The following is a 17,926-nucleotide window of genomic DNA, read 5'->3' on the forward strand; positions in this document are numbered from 1 at the left end:
CAACTGAGACTACTTTTAACACTGCGCTGCGGCTTTTATAAACACGGTGCGCAGCGAATATTCTGTTACAGCCCGGCATTGTACGGGTTTGTGCGTCTGATGCCATGCTTCAAAGCCCAGCATTGAGCATAGCCAAGCGCACGAAACCTGCGGTTCAATTTGAGCATGCATTGTCTTTTGTGACAAAGGCTTATGAGGTGTATTTGATGAACGCAGCGAAGCATTCACGCCTGATCATTCTCGGCTCCGGTCCGGCCGGCTACAGCGCCGCCGTCTACGCCGCCCGCGCCAACCTCAAACCCGTCGTGATTACCGGATTGCAGGCCGGTGGCCAGCTCACCACCACGGTCGAGGTCGACAACTGGCCCGGCGACGTCGAAGGCCTGACCGGCCCGGTGCTGATGGAGCGCATGCAAAAGCACGCCGAACGCTTTGCCACAGAGATCGTTTACGACCACATCCACACGGCCAAGTTGCAGCAGCGCCCGTTTGAACTCATCGGCGACAGCGGCACTTACACTTGCGACGCACTGATTATCGCCACCGGCGCGTCGGCGCAGTATCTGGGCCTGCCCTCGGAGGAAGCCTTCGCCGGCAAGGGTGTTTCCGCCTGTGCGACCTGTGATGGCTTCTTTTATCGCAATCAGGTGGTGGCGGTGGTCGGTGGCGGCAACACCGCTGTCGAGGAAGCGTTGTACCTCTCCAACATCGCCAAAGAAGTGCACTTGATCCACCGTCGCGACAAGTTGCGCTCGGAGAAAATCCTTCAGGACAAGCTGTTCGACAAAGCCGCCAGCGGTAACGTGCGCCTGCACTGGAACCAGAACCTTGACGAAGTGCTCGGCGACGCCAGCGGCGTGACTGGCGCCCGCCTGCGCGACAGCCACACCGGCGAAACCCGCGAACTGTCGTTGGCGGGCGTGTTCATTGCCATTGGCCACAAACCCAACACCGACCTGTTTCAGGGTCAGTTGCCAATGCGCGATGGCTATCTGGTGATCAAGGGCGGCAGCGAGGGCGATGCCACGGCCACCGCGATCCCCGGCGTGTTTGCCGCAGGCGACGTGGCCGACCACGTCTACCGGCAAGCGGTGACGTCCGCCGGCGCCGGTTGCATGGCTGCGCTCGATGCGGAGAAGTATCTGGACGACATTCCTGTCATTTAACGGCACACTTTATCGCGGGCCACACGACCCGCACCGCCCTCCCCTTCTGCAAGCCTGGATGCCATGCTGACTTGGTTACAACGCAACTCACTGACTTTTCCGCCGCTGGAAAAGGCCATGCGCGAACCCAACGGATTACTCGCCGCCGGCGGCGACCTGTCCGCCGATCGTTTGATTCAGGCTTATCGCCATGGCTGCTTTCCGTGGTTTTCCGAAGGCCAGCCGATTCTCTGGTGGTCGCCGGATCCGCGCACGGTGCTATTTCCCGACGAACTGCATGTCTCGCGCAGTCTCGGCAAATTACTGCGCAAGGCGCGCTATCAGGTGACCTTCGACCAGGATTTTGATGCCGTCATCCGCGCCTGCGCCGCGCCACGGGATTACGCCGATGGCACCTGGATCACGCAAGCCATGCAGGACGCCTACATTGAATTGCACCGCCGCGGCTTTGCCCATTCGGTGGAGGTCTGGGATCAGGGCGAACTGGTCGGTGGCCTGTATGGCCTGGCGATGGGCCAACTGTTTTTCGGCGAATCAATGTTCAGCCGCGCCGACAACGCCTCCAAATATGGCTTTGCCACACTGGTGCGACACTTGAAAGACTCGGGGTTTGTGCTGATCGACTGCCAGATGCCGACCGATCATCTGCACAGCCTCGGCGCCCGGGCGATTCCCCGCAGTGAATTCGCGCGCTATCTGGCCAATCATCTGGATCAACCTCAACGTGCCACCTGGGTTTGCTGAGCGACTTTTGCGCGCGTGGCTTACACTTAATTCACCAGCTTATCCCGAGGGTTGATCATGACCGAGTTGGCACGCCTCAAGTTCTATGCCACTCAGCCCCACTCTTGCAGTTATCTGCCCGAGGAGCAGGCGACGACCCTGTTTCTCGACCCGAGCCAGCCCATGGATGTGCATGTCTACGCAGACCTGTCGGAAATGGGCTTTCGTCGCAGTGGCGATCATCTGTATCGGCCGCATTGCCAGAACTGCAATGCGTGCGTACCTGCGCGCATTCCCGTGGCGCAGTTCATCCCCAATCGTCAGCAGAAGCGCATTTTCAAACGCAACGCCGACCTGCAGGTGCGTCCGGCCAAGCCGAAGTTCAGCGAAGAATATTTCGATCTGTACCAGCGCTATATCGAACAACGTCACGCCGACGGCGACATGTACCCGCCCAGCCGTGATCAATTCTCGACATTTCTGGTCCGCGACCTGCCCTTCTCGCGCTTTTACGAGTTCCGTCTCGACGGACGGTTGCTCGCCGTGGCGGTCACCGATTTACTGCCAAACGGCTTGTCGGCGGTGTACACCTTCTACGAACCCGCCGAAGAACGCCGCAGCCTTGGCCGTTTTGCCATCTTGTGGCAGATCGCCGAAAGCCATCGCCTCGGGCTTGAGGCGGTGTACCTCGGTTACTGGATCAAAAACTGCAAAAAGATGAACTACAAGACGCAATATCGCCCCATCGAATTGCTGATTAATCAGCGCTGGGTTGTCCTGAACTAAACCCAAGCCCTAAACCCCTTGGCGTAAACCCCATTTTTCGGGCACAATGCACGCCGCTTTTGCCTGGCGCAGTTGCACCGGGCCATTCATTGGATACCGAGGGCTTTACTGCATGTCGAAAGAAGACAGCTTCGAAATGGAAGGCACTGTCGTCGACACCCTGCCCAACACCATGTTTCGCGTGGAGTTGGAAAATGGGCACGTCGTAACCGCGCATATTTCCGGCAAGATGCGCAAGAACTACATTCGTATTCTTACCGGTGACAAAGTGCGCGTCGAGCTGACGCCCTATGACTTGAGCAAAGGGCGCATTACTTACCGCGCTCGTTAATCAAGTCAATACAGAACGCCCGGTTTATACCGGGCGTTTTTGTTTGTCTGGGATTTGGGTTTTGTGGGCATATCCGTAGCTGCGGGTGCTGCCGCTGGCGGTTTCGTTCTTACAGCGAGTCACCTTTTCCAAACGCCGGAAAGGTCACCCAAAAGGCTTTGCCCCGGCGTACGGCACTTCGCTGAGGCTCAGTGTTCCCTCTCTACGGAGTCCATCCGGAGGCATCGCCTACGGTTTGCTTCGCTGCACCTCCTCTCGATGAATGCGGCTTCGCCGCACGGCGCTGCGCGCCTACCCCCGGATGAACACCTACGCTCGGCCTGCCGATGGGGCAAAAGATCAAAAGCCGAAGCCAGATCAAAAGCCAGAGCCAGATCAAGAGCCCCTCACCCTAGCCCTCTCCCGGAGGGAGAGGGGACTGACCGTGGTGTTTGGGGGAGCTGCGCCGACGTGCGATACCGCGTTGAACTCAGGCTCTAAAAAGCAAATAAATCGGCCCCTCACCCTCCCAGAGAGAGGACTGATCGAAGTGTTTGGGAGAGCTACGCCGACGTGCGATATCGAGTCGAACTCAGATTTTGAAAAGCCCACAAATCGGCTCCCTCTCCCTAGGGAGAGGGCTGGGGTGAGGGGTAAATCCACCACAAATCCAAAGCCAAACACCCGCTCTTCACCACTCAATAGGCCGAGTGTCAGCTCGCCTGCTTTTGATCTTGATCCACGGGCGACATCGGAAGGCTGAGTGGAGGGATTGATCCGGGCGTGGGAGCGTAGCGACCGTTTGGCGCAGCCAAACACAGCGAGAGGAGGTGCAGCGAAGCAAACCGTAGGCGCTGCGCCCGGATCGATCCCGGAGCGAAGGAACCCCGAGCCTCAGCGAGCGGGCCGCACGTAGGAGCAAGCGTTTTTTTGCTTACTTTTTTTAGGCGTTTGTAAAAAAAGTGAGTCGCCGTAAGGGCGAAACCGTAATAAGCCCTCACCGCAGCAACGGATATTCACCCAAAAAACCCAGACAACAAAAAGGCGCCCGAAGGCGCCCTCTTGATCCAAGGCCGTCAGGCCATTTCTGCCGTCGTCTCGAAGTCAAACGTCAACTCACCATCCTTGATGTCGATGTGCACCACACCGCCATGCTCGGCCAGCTCGCCAAACAGAATCTCCTCCGCCAGCGGACGCTTGATCTTGTCCTGGATCAGACGCGCCATCGGACGTGCGCCCATCGCCGAATCATAACCACCCGCCGCCAGCCAACTACGCGCGGCATCAGTGACCTCAAGCAGCACACGCTTGTCTTCCAGCTGCGCCTGAAGCTCGGTAAGGAACTTGTCCACCACGCTTTTGATGACCTCATGACTGAGGCGACCAAACTGGATAATGGTGTCCAGACGGTTACGGAACTCCGGCGTAAAGCTCTTCTTGATCACTTCCATCGCATCAGACGAGTGGTCCTGATGGGTGAAACCGATCGAAGCACGCGCCGCCGTTTCGGCACCGGCGTTAGTGGTCATGATCACGATCACGTTGCGGAAGTCCGCCTTGCGCCCGTTATTGTCGGTCAGCGTACCGTGGTCCATTACCTGCAACAGCAGGTTGAAGACTTCGGGGTGCGCCTTCTCGATTTCATCGAGCAACAACACGCAGTGCGGCTGCTTGGTGATCGCTTCGGTCAACAGACCGCCCTGATCGAACCCGACATAACCCGGAGGCGCACCAATCAGACGCGATACGGTGTGACGCTCCATGTATTCGGACATGTCGAAGCGCACCAGCTCGATCCCCAAGGCCTTGGCCAATTGCCGCGCGGCCTCGGTTTTACCGACACCGGTAGGGCCTGCGAACAGGAATGAACCGACTGGCTTGTCAGGCGACTTGAGCCCGGCACGCGACAGCTTGATCGCAGTCGACAGCGAGTCGATCGCTGCGTCCTGACCAAACACCGTCAGCTTCAGGTCGCGCTCCAGGTTACGCAGCAGTTCCTTGTCGGAACTGGTGACGTGTTTTGGCGGAATCCGCGCGATTTTCGCCACAATGTCTTCGACCTGCGGCACTTCGATACGCTTGACGCGCATCTCGACCGGTTGCAGACGCTGGTAGGCGCCCGCCTCGTCGATCACGTCGATGGCCTTGTCCGGCATGTGCCGGTCATTGATGTAGCGCGATGCCAGTTCAGCAGCGGCGCGCAACGACTCATCGCTGTACTCGATATTGTGGTGCTGCTCGAAACGCCCTTTCAGGCCACGCAGGATACCGATGGTGTCTTCCACCGACGGCTCGACCACGTCGACTTTCTGGAAGCGACGCGCCAAGGCACGATCCTTCTCGAAGATGCCGCGGAATTCCTGGAACGTGGTCGAACCGATGCAACGAATGTCACCAGACGAGAGCAATGGCTTGAGCAGGTTCGAGGCATCCATCACGCCACCGGACGCAGCACCCGCACCGATGATGGTGTGGATTTCGTCGATGAACAGGATCGCCTGCGGACGTTTTTTCAGTTCATTGAGCAGCGCCTTGAAGCGCTTCTCGAAATCGCCGCGATACTTGGTGCCCGCGAGCAGAGCACCGAGGTCGAGGGAATACACGACGCTGTTGGCCAGCAGGTCCGGCACCTGGTTGTCGACAATGCGCTTGGCCAGACCTTCGGCAATCGCGGTTTTACCCACGCCCGCCTCGCCGACCAGCAGCGGATTGTTTTTACGCCGGCGCGCAAGAATCTGCGCCACACGCTCGACTTCCATTTCGCGGCCGACCAGCGGGTCAATGCGACCCTGGCGCGCAAGTTCGTTGAGGTTGCTGGCATAAGCATCCAGAGGATTGCCTGAAGAAGAAGACTCACCGCCCTCGTCGTCCTGCATATCTTGTTCACCTTCAGAGTGATCGCCATGCCCCGGCACTTTGGAAATGCCGTGAGCGATGTAGTTGACGACATCAATGCGCGCCACGCTCTGCTGTTTCAGCAGGAACACGGCCTGACTCTCTTGCTCACTGAAGATTGCAACCAGCACGTTAGCGCCGGTTACTTCGCGTTTGCCCGAGCTCTGTACGTGGAAAACAGCACGTTGCAGTACACGCTGGAAGCCCAGGGTTGGCTGGGTTTCGCGATCTTCGTCATGAACGGGGATCAATGGCGTGGTGGAGTCGATGAACTCCTGCAGGTCATGCTTGAGTTTGTCGAGGTTTGCGCCGCAGGCACGCAAAACGGTGGCGGCAGCCTCATTGTCCAATAGGGCCAGCAAAAGGTGTTCGACGGTCATGAATTCATGACGCTTCGAACGAGCCTCCTTGAAGGCTAGATTGAGGGTGACTTCGAGCTCGCGGTTTAACATAGCTTCACCTCATACCCAAGTGGTCGGCGATTAACCGTCCTTCTCGATTTCACAGAGTAGCGGATGCTGGCTTTCCCTGGCGTACTGGTTGACCTGCATGGCCTTTGTCTCGGCGATGTCGCGGGTAAACACTCCACATACTGCCCGTCCTTCTGTGTGGACGGCCAGCATGACCTTGGTCGCCAGCTCGCGATTCAGGTTAAAAAACACCTCGAGCACTTCGACGACGAAATCCATCGGTGTGTAGTCATCATTAAACAAAACCACCTTGTACATCGGCGGCGCCTGTAACGCAGGCTTTGCTTCCTGAACAGCAACGCCTGCCGAATCGTCGTCGTGCTCCTCTGGAAGATCCTTTTGGAGAAGCGGGCGATCCTGATTGAATGTTAGTCGAATCTGGCTGATTGCATGCATGGAAAGAAAGGTTCTTCAGTTGTGCAAATACAGTGGTGGGGGCGGCTGTCCACGTTTTCAACTTCGACTGCCCGGTCACCTTGACTATCGGGAAAACGGTGTTACAACCAATAGAGCCCACAGTGGGTAAAAAAGATCCGCGGAGTCAATTCTTTTACGGATTAGATTGCGGATGAATTGGATGATACTCCAGCGATGGAGTCTGGTGCAGAGGGATTTGAGCATGGCTGTCGGCAAGGTCAAGTGGTTCAACAATGCCAAGGGATTCGGCTTTATCAATACCGATGCCCGTGAAGGCCGCGATGAGGATGGCAAAGAGATCGACTTCTTTGCGCATTACTCCGCCATCGAGATGGGCGGGTACAGAACCCTCAAGGCAGGGCAAGCCGTCAGGTTTGAGATTGTGCAAGGCCCCAAAGGCCTGCATGCGACCAAGATTGAAAGCGTCGAGACCGTGGGAGGCGCCGTCTCGACTGCCGTCCAGCAGCAATCGGTAACCAGCTGACTCGACTGAATCACCTGCCAGAAAAAAACGCCCGGCTCGATCACTCGAGCCGGGCATTTTTGGTTACAGCCGCTTTCATTTACATATGCGAAATCAGCGCATCACCGAAGCCCGAAGACGAAACCAGCTTGGCCCCGTCCATCAGACGTTCGAAGTCATAGGTCACGGTTTTCGCACCAATGGCGCCGTTGGTGCCCTTGATGATCAGATCCGCCGCCTCAGTCCAGCCCATGTGACGCAGCATCATTTCCGCCGAGAGAATCAGCGAACCCGGATTGACCTGGTCCTTGCCGGCGTACTTCGGCGCGGTGCCGTGGGTCGCTTCGAACATCGCCACGGTGTCGGACAGGTTGGCGCCCGGTGCAATGCCGATACCCCCCACTTCCGCCGCCAGGGCATCGGAGAGGTAGTCGCCGTTGAGGTTCAGGGTCGCGATTACATCGTATTCGGCCGGGCGTAGCAGGATCTGCTGGAGCATGGCATCGGCGATGGCATCCTTGACCACAACGTTCTTGCCGGTTTTCGGATTCTTGAACTGCATCCACGGGCCACCGTCGAGCAGGGTCGCTCCGAATTCTTCGGCCGCCACTTCATAGGCCCACTCTTTGAAGGCACCTTCGGTGAACTTCATGATGTTGCCTTTGTGCACAATGGTCAGCGAATCGCGGTCGTTATCGACCACATATTGCAGAGCCTTGCGCGCCAGACGCTTGGTGCCTTCCAGCGAAACCGGCTTGACGCCGATACCGCAGTTTTCGTCGAAACGGATCTTGGTGACGCCCATTTCTTCTTTAAGGAATTTGATGACCTTGGTGGCTTCCGGCGAACCGGCCTTCCACTCGATGCCAGCGTAGATGTCTTCGGAGTTCTCGCGGAAGATGGTCATGTCGACGTCGCCAGGCTTTTTAACCGGGCTTGGCACACCTTCGAACCAGCGCACCGGGCGCAGGCAAACGTACAAGTCGAGTTGCTGACGCAGGGCCACGTTCAGCGAGCGGATGCCGCCACCGACGGGAGTGGTCAGCGGGCCTTTGATGGAAACCACGTAATCCTTGACTGCATCCAGGGTTTCCTGAGGCAGCCAGGTATCCTGATCGTAAACCTGAGTGGCTTTTTCCCCGGCGTAGACTTCCATCCAGGAAATCTTGCGTTTACCGCCGTATGCCTTTTGAACTGCAGCATCGACCACCTTGATCATCACCGGACTGATGTCGACACCAATGCCGTCACCTTCGATGAAGGGGATGATCGGGTTATCAGGAACATTGAGAGAATGGTCTGCATTGACGGTGATTTTGTCGCCGACGGCTGGAACCTGAATCTTCTTGTAACCCATGCTGAACTCCATTGTTTGGATTGAACATCTGGCTTGGTTCGAGCGTAACCCAGTTAAATCAACACGCAAACCCTCTGTTCGTGGCGCGCCTACATCTCGTTTCGTACAAGCCTGAAAGCAAAGGGAAAAGCGCCAAACTCAAGCATTCGCGACGACTCTACGCCCCACCCCGCCCTGCGACCTTTAGACCAATGGACGAGAATCGTTGCATATGAACCATCGGCAGATTGCCAGCTACCTATGTATAATGGCGCCCGCTGACCAAAGGGTCACGACGGCTGGCCTCTCTAGCACGAGACTTTCCGCCTGATTGGTCGGGTTGTTACCGCAGTCCGACTGCTTGACGCTCTACTGATGCACCCAACATCACCGCGAAGAATCTCGACATTCGGTTCATGGATGACTTTGAACGAACGCGCTTACCCGGCGCCCCTCGAGTTTCTGCGCACGCTTTAGCAAAGAAGAGAGAGTTAATCCGAATATGCCCACCCGCTCGAAGATCATCTATACCTTCACCGACGAAGCTCCAGCCCTCGCCACCTATTCCCTGCTGCCGATCATCGAGGCTTACACCGCCTCGGCCGATATCGCCGTGGAAACCCGCGATATCTCTCTTGCAGCACGTATTCTGGCCAGCTTCCCCGAGCAACTGGGCGACAAAGCCGTAGCCGACCACCTCGCCGAACTGGGCGACCTGGCCGTTACGCCTGAAGCCAACATCATCAAGCTGCCGAACATCAGTGCTTCGGTGCCACAGCTGCAAGCCGCGATCAAAGAGCTGCAAGCCCAGGGTTACAACCTGCCGGACTACCCGGAAGCCGTGACCAACGATGCCGAGAAAGAAGCCAAGGCGCGTTACGACAAGGTCAAGGGCAGCGCCGTGAACCCGGTTCTGCGTGAAGGCAACTCCGACCGTCGCGCTCCGCTGTCGGTTAAAAACTATGCGCGCAAGCACCCGCACAAAATGGGCGCCTGGGCCAAAGACTCCAAGTCCCACGTGGCTCACATGAGCACCGGCGATTTCTACGGCAGCGAAAAAGCTGCCCTGATCGACGCCGCTGACGCCGTGAAGATCGAGCTGATCGCCAAGGACGGTACTGCTACCGTTCTGAAAGAAAAAACCAGCGTTCAGGCCGGCGAGATCCTCGACTGCGCCGTAATGAGCAAAAACGCTCTGCGCGCATTCATCGCCGCTGAAATCGACAGCGCCAAGGCCCAAGGCGTGCTGCTGTCGGTGCACCTGAAAGCGACCATGATGAAGGTTTCCGACCCGATCATGTTCGGCCAGATCGTTGCCGAGTTCTATAAAGACGCCCTGACCAAGCACGCTGACGTGCTGGCCCAGATCGGCTTCAACCTGAACAACGGCATCGGCGACCTGTACGCACGCATCAAGGCCCTGCCGGCCGAGCAGCAAGCACAGATCGAAGCCGACATGGCAGCGGTCTACGCCGCTCGCCCTGCGCTGGCGATGGTCAACTCCGACAAAGGCATCACCAACCTGCACGTGCCGAGCGACGTTATCGTCGACGCCTCGATGCCAGCGATGATCCGTGACTCCGGCAAGATGTGGGGCACCGACGGTCAGCTGCACGACACCAAGGCAGTGATCCCGGATCGTTGCTACGCGACCATCTACCAGGCCGTGATCGAAGATTGCAAAGCCAACGGTGCGTTCGATCCGACCACCATGGGCAGCGTGCCAAACGTAGGCCTGATGGCGAAGAAAGCCGAAGAGTACGGTTCGCACGACAAGACCTTCCAGATCAAGGCTGACGGCGTGGTTCGCGTGACCGACAGCAAGGGCAAGCTGCTGATGGAGCAGGCTGTTGAAGCCGGCGACATCTTCCGCATGTGCCAGACCAAAGACGCGCCGATCCAGGACTGGGTCAAACTGGCCGTCAACCGTGCTCGCGCCAGCAGCACCCCGGCGATCTTCTGGCTGGACCCGATGCGCGCCCACGACGGCGTGGTGATCGAGAAAGTTCAGGCTTACCTGAAGGATCACGACACTGCCGGTCTGGACATCCAGATCATGGCGCCGGTCGATGCCATGAAGTACACCCTGCAGCGCACTCGCGAAGGCAAGGACACCATTTCGGTGACCGGCAACGTCCTGCGCGACTACCTGACCGACCTGTTCCCGATCATGGAACTGGGCACCAGCGCCAAGATGCTGTCGATCGTGCCGCTGATGAACGGCGGTGGCCTGTTCGAAACCGGCGCCGGCGGTTCGGCACCGAAGCACGTGCAGCAACTGGTTGAAGAGAACTTCCTGCGCTGGGATTCGCTGGGCGAGTTCCTCGCACTGGCAGCGTCCCTTGAGCACCTGGGTGTGAACTACAACAACCCGAAAGCGCTGGTGCTGTCGAAAACCCTGGATCAGGCCACTGGCCAGTTCCTCGACAACAACAAGTCGCCATCGCGCAAAGTCGGCAACATCGACAACCGCGGCAGCCACTTCTACCTGGCGCTGTACTGGGCTCAGGCCCTGGCCGCCCAGACCGAAGACGCTGCACTGCAAGCGCAGTTCGCGACCCTGGCCAAAACCCTGACCGAGAACGAGGCGACCATCGTTGCCGAGCTCAACGCCGTTCAGGGCAAGCCAGTGGACATCGGTGGTTACTACCACGCCGATGCCGAGCTGATCAGCAAGGCCATGCGCCCAAGCGCAACCTTCAACGCGGCGATTGCTGCGCTGGTTTAAGGTTGTAAAGGGAACATCACAAACCCCGGCCTTGTGCCGGGGTTTGTGTTTCCGGGCTTTATGATCACCACAAAACCCTGTGGGAGCTGGCTTGCCAGCGATGGCGGTTTATCATTCAACATTGATGTGACTGATCCATTGCTATCGCTGGCAAGCCAGCTCCCACAGGGTTCGGGTTTCAATATTCAACACCGAGGTATACTCATGGAATGGCTCCCCCACATCACCGTCGCCACCATCGTCGAGGACAACGGCCGCTTCCTGATGGTCGAAGAGCACAAGGCCGGGCGTAACGTGCTGAACCAACCCGCCGGTCACCTCGACCCGGACGAAACCCTGATCGACGCCGCCGTGCGCGAAACCCTCGAAGAGACCGGCTGGGACGTCGAACCCACCGGCGTGATTGGCATTTACCTGTACACCGCGCCGAGCAACGGCGTGACTTACCAGCGTGTGTGCTTCAGCGCCAAAGCGGTGAAACACCACCCGGACTACCAACTGGACGATGGCATCGTCGGCGCCAAGTGGTTGACCCGCAGCGAATTAATCGCCCAGCGCGACAACTGGCGCAGCGAGCTGATCATCCGCTGCATCGACGATTATCTGGCCGGTCATCACTTCAGTCTCGAACTGATCCGCCCTTCTCTTTAGCCTTGAGGCCGTGAGCCTGATAGAATCGCGTCCTTTTTCAAGACACTCATTGAATCCCTATGCGTGATCCAGCCCCTTCTGACACATCCAAGAAGCGCGTCATTGTCGGCATGTCCGGCGGCGTGGACTCTTCCGTTTCCGCTCTCCTGCTGATCGAGCAGGGTTACGAGGTGGAAGGCCTGTTCATGAAGAACTGGGAAGAAGACGACGGAACGGAGTACTGCACCGCCATGGACGACCTGGCGGATGCCCAGGCTGTCTGCGACAAAATCGGTATCAAGCTGCACACCGCCAACTTCGCCGCCGAATACTGGGACAACGTGTTCGAGCACTTCCTCGCCGAATACAAGGCCGGCCGTACGCCGAACCCGGACATCCTGTGCAACCGCGAGATCAAGTTCAAGGCGTTTCTCGACTACGCCATGATGCTCGGCGCCGACCTGATTGCTACCGGCCACTACGTGCGTCGCCGCGACATCGAAGGCCGCACCGAACTGCTAAAGGGCCTCGACCCGAACAAGGATCAGAGCTACTTCCTGCACGCCGTCGGCGGCGAACAGATTGCCAAGACCCTGTTCCCGGTCGGTGAGCTGGAGAAGCCTGAAGTCCGCGCGATTGCCGAGAAATACGAGCTGGCGACCGCCAAGAAGAAGGATTCCACCGGGATCTGCTTTATTGGCGAACGCCGCTTCAGCGACTTCCTCAAGCAATACCTGCCGGCGCAACCGGGCGAAATCAAGACCACCGAAGGCGACGTCATCGGCCGTCACCACGGCTTGATGTACCACACCATCGGTCAGCGCCAGGGCCTCGGTATCGGCGGCTTGAAAGACGCCGGCGACGAGCCGTGGTACGTGCTGCGCAAGGACCTGGACACCAACGAGCTGATCGTCGGCCAGGGCAACAACCATCCGTGGCTGTTCTCCAGCGCCCTGCTCGCTTCGGAAATCTATTGGGTCAACCCGATCGACCTGAGCCAGCCGCTGCGCCTCACCGCCAAAGTGCGTTATCGCCAGAGCGACCAGGCCTGCACCCTGGAAAAAACCGCCAGCGGCTACCGCGCCGTGTTCGACGAACCGCAACGTGCGGTCACTCCAGGCCAGTCCGTGGTGTTCTACGACGGTGAAATCTGCCTCGGTGGCGGCGTGATCGAAGTCGCCGAGCCGTGGAGCGGCCAGGCATGAGCCCGACCCAGGAGCAACTGACCGCGCTGGGCGGCGTGTTTCTCGCCGCCGTGCTGGTTGACCGCATCGCCAAGACCGGCCAGACCAACGAGGCCGGCCTGAGCTGCATGCTCGGCAGCCTGCTGGTACGCGACCCCAAGGACACGCTCGACGTATACGGCGGCGACGACATCAATCTGCGCGAAGGCTATCGTGCGTTGATCGGCGCCCTTGAACGCGACCCGAGCACCTTGCAGCGCGAGCCGTTGCGTTATGCGCTGTCGATGCTCGGCCTGGAGCGGCAACTGGCCAAGCGTGGCGACATGCTCGACACCATCGGCAAGCGCCTGCCGCAGATCCAGTCGCAGGTCGAACACTTCGGCCCGGCCCACGAAAACGTGGTCGCCGCATGCGGCGCGCTGTATCAGGACACCCTGAGTACCTTGCGCCAACGCATTCAAGTGCACGGCGACATGCGCAACCTGCAGCAACCGAGCAACGCCTCGAAGATCCGCGCCCTGCTGCTCGCCGGCATCCGTTCGGCGCGCCTGTGGCGTCAGCTTGGCGGGCACCGCTGGCAGTTGGTGATCAGCCGGCGCAAGCTGCTCAAAGAGCTGTATCCGTTGATGCGCAGCGAGTAAATCGTCGCGCAATAAAAGTTTTGTAGTCTGTAGCGCGTAATACGCCGGTCAGTTGGCAACGGACCGGCGGATTTTTCATGTATGATACGCGCCCCATTTCGTTGCCCGACTGTCCGAGAACACCCCATGCAGCTCTCTTCGCTCACTGCGGTTTCCCCTGTTGACGGCCGCTACGCCGGCAAAACCCAGGCCCTGCGCCCGATTTTCAGCGAGTACGGCCTGATCCGTGCCCGCGTCCTGGTTGAAGTGCGCTGGCTCCAGCGCCTGGCCGCCCACGCCGGTATCCCGGAAGTGCCAGCCTTCTCCGCCGAGGCCAACGCCGTTCTCAATGAACTGGCTGAAAACTTCTCGCTGGAGCACGCCGAGCGCGTCAAAGAGATCGAGCGCACCACCAACCACGACGTCAAGGCGATCGAATACCTGCTCAAGGAGCAGGCGGCCAAGCTGCCGGAGCTGGCCAAGGTCAGCGAGTTCATCCACTTTGCCTGCACCAGCGAAGACATCAACAACCTGTCCCACGCCCTGATGCTGCGCGAAGGCCGTGACGACGTGATGCTGCCGCTGATGCGCCAGACCGCCAATGCCATCCGCGAACTGGCGATCCGTTTCGCTGACGTGCCAATGCTGTCGCGCACCCACGGTCAACCGGCCTCCCCGACGACTTTGGGTAAAGAGCTGGCGAACGTGGTGTACCGTCTCGAGCGTCAGATCGCTCAAGTCGCTGCCGTACCGCTGCTGGGCAAAATCAACGGTGCTGTCGGCAACTACAACGCACACCTGTCGGCCTACCCGCAGATCGACTGGGAAGCCAATGCCCGCGCCTTCATCGAAGACGAACTGGGCCTGGGCTTCAACCCGTACACCACGCAGATCGAACCGCACGACTACATCGCCGAGCTGTTCGACGCCATTGCGCGCTTCAACACCATCCTGATCGACTTCGACCGCGACATCTGGGGCTACATCTCCCTGGGTTATTTCAAGCAGCGCACCATCGCGGGCGAAATCGGTTCGTCGACCATGCCGCACAAGGTCAACCCGATCGACTTCGAAAACTCCGAAGGCAACCTGGGTATCGCCAACGCCCTGTTCCAGCACCTGGCGAGCAAACTGCCGATTTCCCGCTGGCAGCGCGACCTGACCGACTCCACCGTACTGCGCAACCTCGGTGTCGGCTTCGCCCACAGCGTGATCGCGTACGAAGCCAGCCTCAAAGGCATCAGCAAGCTGGAGCTCAACGAGCAGAAGATTGCCGCTGATCTCGACGCATGCTGGGAAGTCCTGGCTGAGCCGATCCAGACCGTGATGCGCCGCTACAACATCGAAAACCCGTACGAGAAGCTGAAAGAACTGACCCGCGGCAAGGGCATCAGCCCTGAAGCGTTGCAGACTTTCATCGACGGCCTGGACATGCCAGCGCAAGCGAAAGCCGAGCTCAAGCAACTGACCCCGGCCAACTACATCGGCAACGCTGTAGCGCAAGCCAAACGCATCTGATCGACCGCTTGATCCGTTTGAGACGCCCGGCCGCGCCGGGCGTTTTTATTCCCGTCTGAAAAGTGCTTTTTTTCAATAGGTTACATATGAATTCCGATATTCCTCTTCAACTTCTGGGCGGCCTTACAGCACGCGAATTCCTGCGCGACTACTGGCAGAAAAAGCCACTGCTGATCCGTCAGGCGATTCCTGACTTCGAAAGCCCGATCGACGCCGACGAACTGGCCGGCCTGGCCCTGGAAGAAGAAGTCGAATCGCGTCTGGTGATCGAACACGGCGAGCGCCCATGGGAACTGCGTCGCGGCCCGTTTGCCGAAGACGAATTCAGCAAGCTGCCGGAAAAAGAGTGGACCCTGCTGGTGCAGGCCGTTGACCAGTTCGTCCCGGAAGTCAGCGAACTGCTGGAAAACTTCCGCTTCCTGCCGAGCTGGCGCGTCGATGACGTGATGATCAGCTTCGCCGCCCCGGGTGGCAGCGTCGGTCCGCACTTCGACAACTACGACGTGTTCCTGCTGCAAGGCCACGGCAAGCGCAACTGGAAAATCGGCCAGATGTGCGATTCCGAGAGCCCGCTGCTGCAACACGCCGACCTGCGCATCCTCGCCGAATTCCACGAAACCGAAGAGTGGGTACTGGAGCCGGGCGACATGCTCTACCTGCCGCCCCGTCTGGCCCATTGCGGTGTCGCGGTCGACAACTGCATGACCTACTCGGTCGGTTTCCGCGCACCGAGCGCTTCTGAAGTGCTGACCCACTTCACCGACTTCCTCAGCCAGTTCCTGACTGACGAAGAGCGCTACACCGATGCCGACGCGCAACCGGCCGCTGACCCGCATCAGATTCAACACGACGCACTGGATCGCCTGAAAGCCCTGCTCGCCGAGCACATGAGCGACGAGCGTCTGCTGCTGACCTGGTTCGGCCAGTACATGACCGAGCCGCGCTATCCGGAACTGGTGGTGGGCCCGGAAGAAGTTGAAGAAGAAGACTTCCTCGCTGCGCTGCAGGATGGCGCGGTACTGATCCGCAACCCGAGCGCGCGCCTGGCCTGGTCGGAAGTCGATGACGACCTGCTGCTGTTCGCCAGCGGCCAGAGCCGTTATCTGCCGGGCAAACTGCGCGAACTGCTGAAGCTGATCTGCGCCGCCGACGCCCTGCACACCGACAACCTCGGCGACTGGCTGGACGACGAAGACGGTCGCGGCCTGCTGTGCGAACTGGTCAAGCAAGGCAGCCTGGGGTTCGCCGATGAATAAGATTCGCGTACGTGTCGCAGACTGGCAGAAGGACATCGCCGAGATCCGGCGCATTCGTGAAACGGTGTTCATCGCCGAACAATCGGTGCCACCCGAGCTGGAATGGGACGCGGATGACGCGACCGCCGTGCATTTTCTGGCGTTTGAAGGCGACTTTCCGATTGGCACTGCGCGCCTGTTGCCCGACGGGCACATTGGCCGGGTATCCGTGCTGAAAGACTGGCGCGGGATGAAGGTTGGCGATGCGCTGATGCAAGCGGTGATTGCTGAAGCTGAAGCGCGAGGCCTGCAGCAGCAGATGCTCAGTGCGCAGGTACAGGCCACGGCGTTCTATGAGCGCTTGGGCTTTAGCCTGGTCAGTGAGGAATTCCTTGAAGCCGGGATTCCGCATGTCGATATGGTTCGCCATTCGGCTTGAGACCGCGGCGCGGCGATCGCGAGCAGGCTCACTCCTACAATTGAAATGCGATTCCCTGTAGGAATGAGCCTGCTCGCGAAGAGGCTCGCAAGCACACCACAAAACGCCCCGACATCCGCCGATGCCGGGGCGTTTTGCTGTCTACGATTCAACTTGCACCACCGCAGGCCGACAAACTGGCAATATCAAGCCTTTCGAAAGCGGAGATAACGGACATGTCCCTACGCACCCTGCTCACCACCCTGCTGCTCGGTTGCAGCCTGTCGGTGATGGCAGCCACAGAAATCGTGCCCCTCAAGTACCGCACCAGCGCCGACATGCTGCCGATGGCACAAGACTTCATCGGCAAGGACGGCCAGGTCAGCGCCTATGGCAATCAACTGATCATCAAGGCCGAGCCGGACAAGATTCAGGAGCTCAAGGCGCTGGTCACCCAACTCGACACTGCACCCAAACGCTTGTTGATCACGGTCGACACCAACGAAAACAACGGCCGTGGCGATGAAGGCTACTCGGTCAACGGCGCGCCGCCGAACCAGACCCGGATCATCAGCCGCAGCACCGCCAGCCGCGACGGCGGCGTGCAGCAGGTACAGGCCACCGACGGCATGCCGGCGCTGATCCAGGTTGGCCAGAGCGTGCCGATCACCAGCAGCCAGACCAACTCCTATGGCGATTACAGCAGCCAGACGCAATATCGCAACGTCACCCAGGGTTTTTACGTGACGGCCAGCGTCACCGGCGACATCGTTCACCTGGCAATCAGTACCAACCGTGACCGCATGAGCCAGGAACGTCCCGATGTAGTGAACGTGCAAAGCACCGACACAACCGTCAGCGGACGCCTCGGCGAATGGATCACCCTCGCCGGCGTCAATCGCCAGACTCAGGCCGACCAACAGGGCCTGACCCGCAGCTACTCGACTCAAGGCCGGGATGACATGACCTTGCGGGTCAAAGTCGACGCGCTGGACTAAAGCACCGAAAACTGACTGATTAGTCGTAT

At 59.1% G+C, this 17,926-nt stretch carries 16 protein-coding genes; 13 read left to right on the top strand and 3 right to left on the bottom strand.

Translation table 11 applies throughout. The features are described 5' to 3' along the window. The first annotated feature begins 206 nt into the window (after window positions 1-206). The 4 genes from trxB to infA all read left to right on the top strand — a co-directional run bounded on the left by trxB (window position 207) and on the right by infA (window position 3,006). Window positions 207-1,166, top strand: coding sequence for a thioredoxin-disulfide reductase (trxB, locus tag ACXX9E_RS22910; protein WP_123462484.1), 960 nt, complete (start codon window positions 207-209; stop codon window positions 1,164-1,166). A 63-nt stretch (window positions 1,167-1,229) separates the two neighbouring features. Further along, a complete protein-coding gene (aat, locus tag ACXX9E_RS22915) occupies window positions 1,230-1,910 on the top strand; it encodes a leucyl/phenylalanyl-tRNA--protein transferase (protein ID WP_123462482.1) in 681 nt (226 codons plus the stop codon). Between the two features lie 57 nt (window positions 1,911-1,967). Then, a complete protein-coding gene (locus tag ACXX9E_RS22920; protein WP_123462480.1) occupies window positions 1,968-2,675 on the top strand; it encodes an arginyltransferase in 708 nt (235 codons plus the stop codon). A 112-nt stretch (window positions 2,676-2,787) separates the two neighbouring features. Further along, on the top strand, window positions 2,788-3,006 hold the full coding sequence (infA, locus tag ACXX9E_RS22925; RefSeq protein WP_002553999.1) for a translation initiation factor IF-1: 219 nt from the start codon (window positions 2,788-2,790) through the stop codon (window positions 3,004-3,006). Window positions 3,007-4,061: 1,055 nt separating this feature from the next. On the opposite strand, the gene clpA is transcribed toward infA, so the two are convergent. Both clpA and clpS read right to left on the bottom strand, forming a co-directional pair. After that, window positions 4,062-6,332, bottom strand: coding sequence for an ATP-dependent Clp protease ATP-binding subunit ClpA (clpA, locus tag ACXX9E_RS22930; protein ID WP_097088113.1), 2,271 nt, complete (start codon window positions 6,330-6,332; stop codon window positions 4,062-4,064). Window positions 6,333-6,362: 30 nt separating this feature from the next. Further along, window positions 6,363-6,746: an ATP-dependent Clp protease adapter ClpS gene (gene clpS / locus ACXX9E_RS22935; RefSeq protein WP_016987405.1), complete on the bottom strand. Its 384-nt coding sequence runs from the start codon at window positions 6,744-6,746 to the stop codon at window positions 6,363-6,365. Window positions 6,747-6,969: 223 nt separating this feature from the next. Here clpS and ACXX9E_RS22940 point away from each other — a divergent pair, with 223 nt between their 5' ends. Further along, window positions 6,970-7,251 carry a cold shock domain-containing protein gene (locus tag ACXX9E_RS22940; RefSeq protein ID WP_458556251.1) on the top strand — a complete coding sequence of 94 codons (282 nt, stop codon included), beginning with the start codon at window positions 6,970-6,972 and terminating at the stop codon, window positions 7,249-7,251. 79 nt (window positions 7,252-7,330) lie between these two features. On the opposite strand, the gene icd is transcribed toward ACXX9E_RS22940, so the two are convergent. Then, complete coding sequence (icd, locus tag ACXX9E_RS22945; protein ID WP_034155137.1) at window positions 7,331-8,587, bottom strand: NADP-dependent isocitrate dehydrogenase; 1,257 nt, start codon at window positions 8,585-8,587, stop codon at window positions 7,331-7,333. A gap of 481 nt (window positions 8,588-9,068) precedes the next feature. Between icd and ACXX9E_RS22950 the strand changes: the two genes are divergently transcribed. The 8 genes from ACXX9E_RS22950 (at window position 9,069) to ACXX9E_RS22985 (ending at window position 17,897) form a co-directional block, all read left to right on the top strand. Continuing rightward, complete coding sequence (locus ACXX9E_RS22950) at window positions 9,069-11,294, top strand: NADP-dependent isocitrate dehydrogenase (protein ID WP_123462478.1); 2,226 nt, start codon at window positions 9,069-9,071, stop codon at window positions 11,292-11,294. A gap of 204 nt (window positions 11,295-11,498) precedes the next feature. Further along, window positions 11,499-11,945 carry an NUDIX hydrolase gene (locus tag ACXX9E_RS22955; RefSeq protein WP_128614942.1) on the top strand — a complete coding sequence of 149 codons (447 nt, stop codon included), beginning with the start codon at window positions 11,499-11,501 and terminating at the stop codon, window positions 11,943-11,945. 59 nt (window positions 11,946-12,004) lie between these two features. After that, window positions 12,005-13,129 carry a tRNA 2-thiouridine(34) synthase MnmA gene (gene mnmA, locus ACXX9E_RS22960; protein WP_128614943.1) on the top strand — a complete coding sequence of 375 codons (1,125 nt, stop codon included), beginning with the start codon at window positions 12,005-12,007 and terminating at the stop codon, window positions 13,127-13,129. Further along, complete coding sequence (gene hflD / locus ACXX9E_RS22965) at window positions 13,126-13,749, top strand: high frequency lysogenization protein HflD (protein WP_123462474.1); 624 nt, start codon at window positions 13,126-13,128, stop codon at window positions 13,747-13,749. Before mnmA ends, hflD begins: the two co-directional genes overlap by 4 nt. Before the next feature lie 126 nt (window positions 13,750-13,875). After that, complete coding sequence (gene purB / locus ACXX9E_RS22970; RefSeq protein ID WP_016987412.1) at window positions 13,876-15,246, top strand: adenylosuccinate lyase; 1,371 nt, start codon at window positions 13,876-13,878, stop codon at window positions 15,244-15,246. A gap of 86 nt (window positions 15,247-15,332) precedes the next feature. Further along, on the top strand, window positions 15,333-16,502 hold the full coding sequence (locus ACXX9E_RS22975) for a ribosomal protein uL16 3-hydroxylase (RefSeq protein ID WP_123462472.1): 1,170 nt from the start codon (window positions 15,333-15,335) through the stop codon (window positions 16,500-16,502). After that, window positions 16,495-16,920: a GNAT family N-acetyltransferase gene (locus ACXX9E_RS22980; RefSeq protein ID WP_095138930.1), complete on the top strand. Its 426-nt coding sequence runs from the start codon at window positions 16,495-16,497 to the stop codon at window positions 16,918-16,920. The genes ACXX9E_RS22975 and ACXX9E_RS22980 overlap by 8 nt, the downstream gene beginning before the upstream one ends. Window positions 16,921-17,135: 215 nt before the next feature. Continuing rightward, window positions 17,136-17,897: a secretin N-terminal domain-containing protein gene (locus ACXX9E_RS22985; RefSeq protein ID WP_123462470.1), complete on the top strand. Its 762-nt coding sequence runs from the start codon at window positions 17,136-17,138 to the stop codon at window positions 17,895-17,897. The last annotated feature ends 29 nt before the right edge of the window (window positions 17,898-17,926 follow it).

Source organism: Pseudomonas sp. GNP014 (assembly GCF_054344005.1).

Coding starts and splice junctions, on each gene's coding strand:
- trxB (WP_123462484.1), top strand. CDS start 207: ATGAACGCAGCGAAGCATTCACGCCTGATCATTCTCGGCTCCGGTCCG.
- aat (WP_123462482.1), top strand. CDS start 1,230: ATGCTGACTTGGTTACAACGCAACTCACTGACTTTTCCGCCGCTGGAA.
- ACXX9E_RS22920 (WP_123462480.1), top strand. CDS start 1,968: ATGACCGAGTTGGCACGCCTCAAGTTCTATGCCACTCAGCCCCACTCT.
- infA (WP_002553999.1), top strand. CDS start 2,788: ATGTCGAAAGAAGACAGCTTCGAAATGGAAGGCACTGTCGTCGACACC.
- clpA (WP_097088113.1), bottom strand. CDS start 6,332: ATGTTAAACCGCGAGCTCGAAGTCACCCTCAATCTAGCCTTCAAGGAG.
- clpS (WP_016987405.1), bottom strand. CDS start 6,746: ATGCATGCAATCAGCCAGATTCGACTAACATTCAATCAGGATCGCCCG.
- ACXX9E_RS22940 (WP_458556251.1), top strand. CDS start 6,970: ATGGCTGTCGGCAAGGTCAAGTGGTTCAACAATGCCAAGGGATTCGGC.
- icd (WP_034155137.1), bottom strand. CDS start 8,587: ATGGGTTACAAGAAGATTCAGGTTCCAGCCGTCGGCGACAAAATCACC.
- ACXX9E_RS22950 (WP_123462478.1), top strand. CDS start 9,069: ATGCCCACCCGCTCGAAGATCATCTATACCTTCACCGACGAAGCTCCA.
- ACXX9E_RS22955 (WP_128614942.1), top strand. CDS start 11,499: ATGGAATGGCTCCCCCACATCACCGTCGCCACCATCGTCGAGGACAAC.
- mnmA (WP_128614943.1), top strand. CDS start 12,005: ATGCGTGATCCAGCCCCTTCTGACACATCCAAGAAGCGCGTCATTGTC.
- hflD (WP_123462474.1), top strand. CDS start 13,126: ATGAGCCCGACCCAGGAGCAACTGACCGCGCTGGGCGGCGTGTTTCTC.
- purB (WP_016987412.1), top strand. CDS start 13,876: ATGCAGCTCTCTTCGCTCACTGCGGTTTCCCCTGTTGACGGCCGCTAC.
- ACXX9E_RS22975 (WP_123462472.1), top strand. CDS start 15,333: ATGAATTCCGATATTCCTCTTCAACTTCTGGGCGGCCTTACAGCACGC.
- ACXX9E_RS22980 (WP_095138930.1), top strand. CDS start 16,495: ATGAATAAGATTCGCGTACGTGTCGCAGACTGGCAGAAGGACATCGCC.
- ACXX9E_RS22985 (WP_123462470.1), top strand. CDS start 17,136: ATGTCCCTACGCACCCTGCTCACCACCCTGCTGCTCGGTTGCAGCCTG.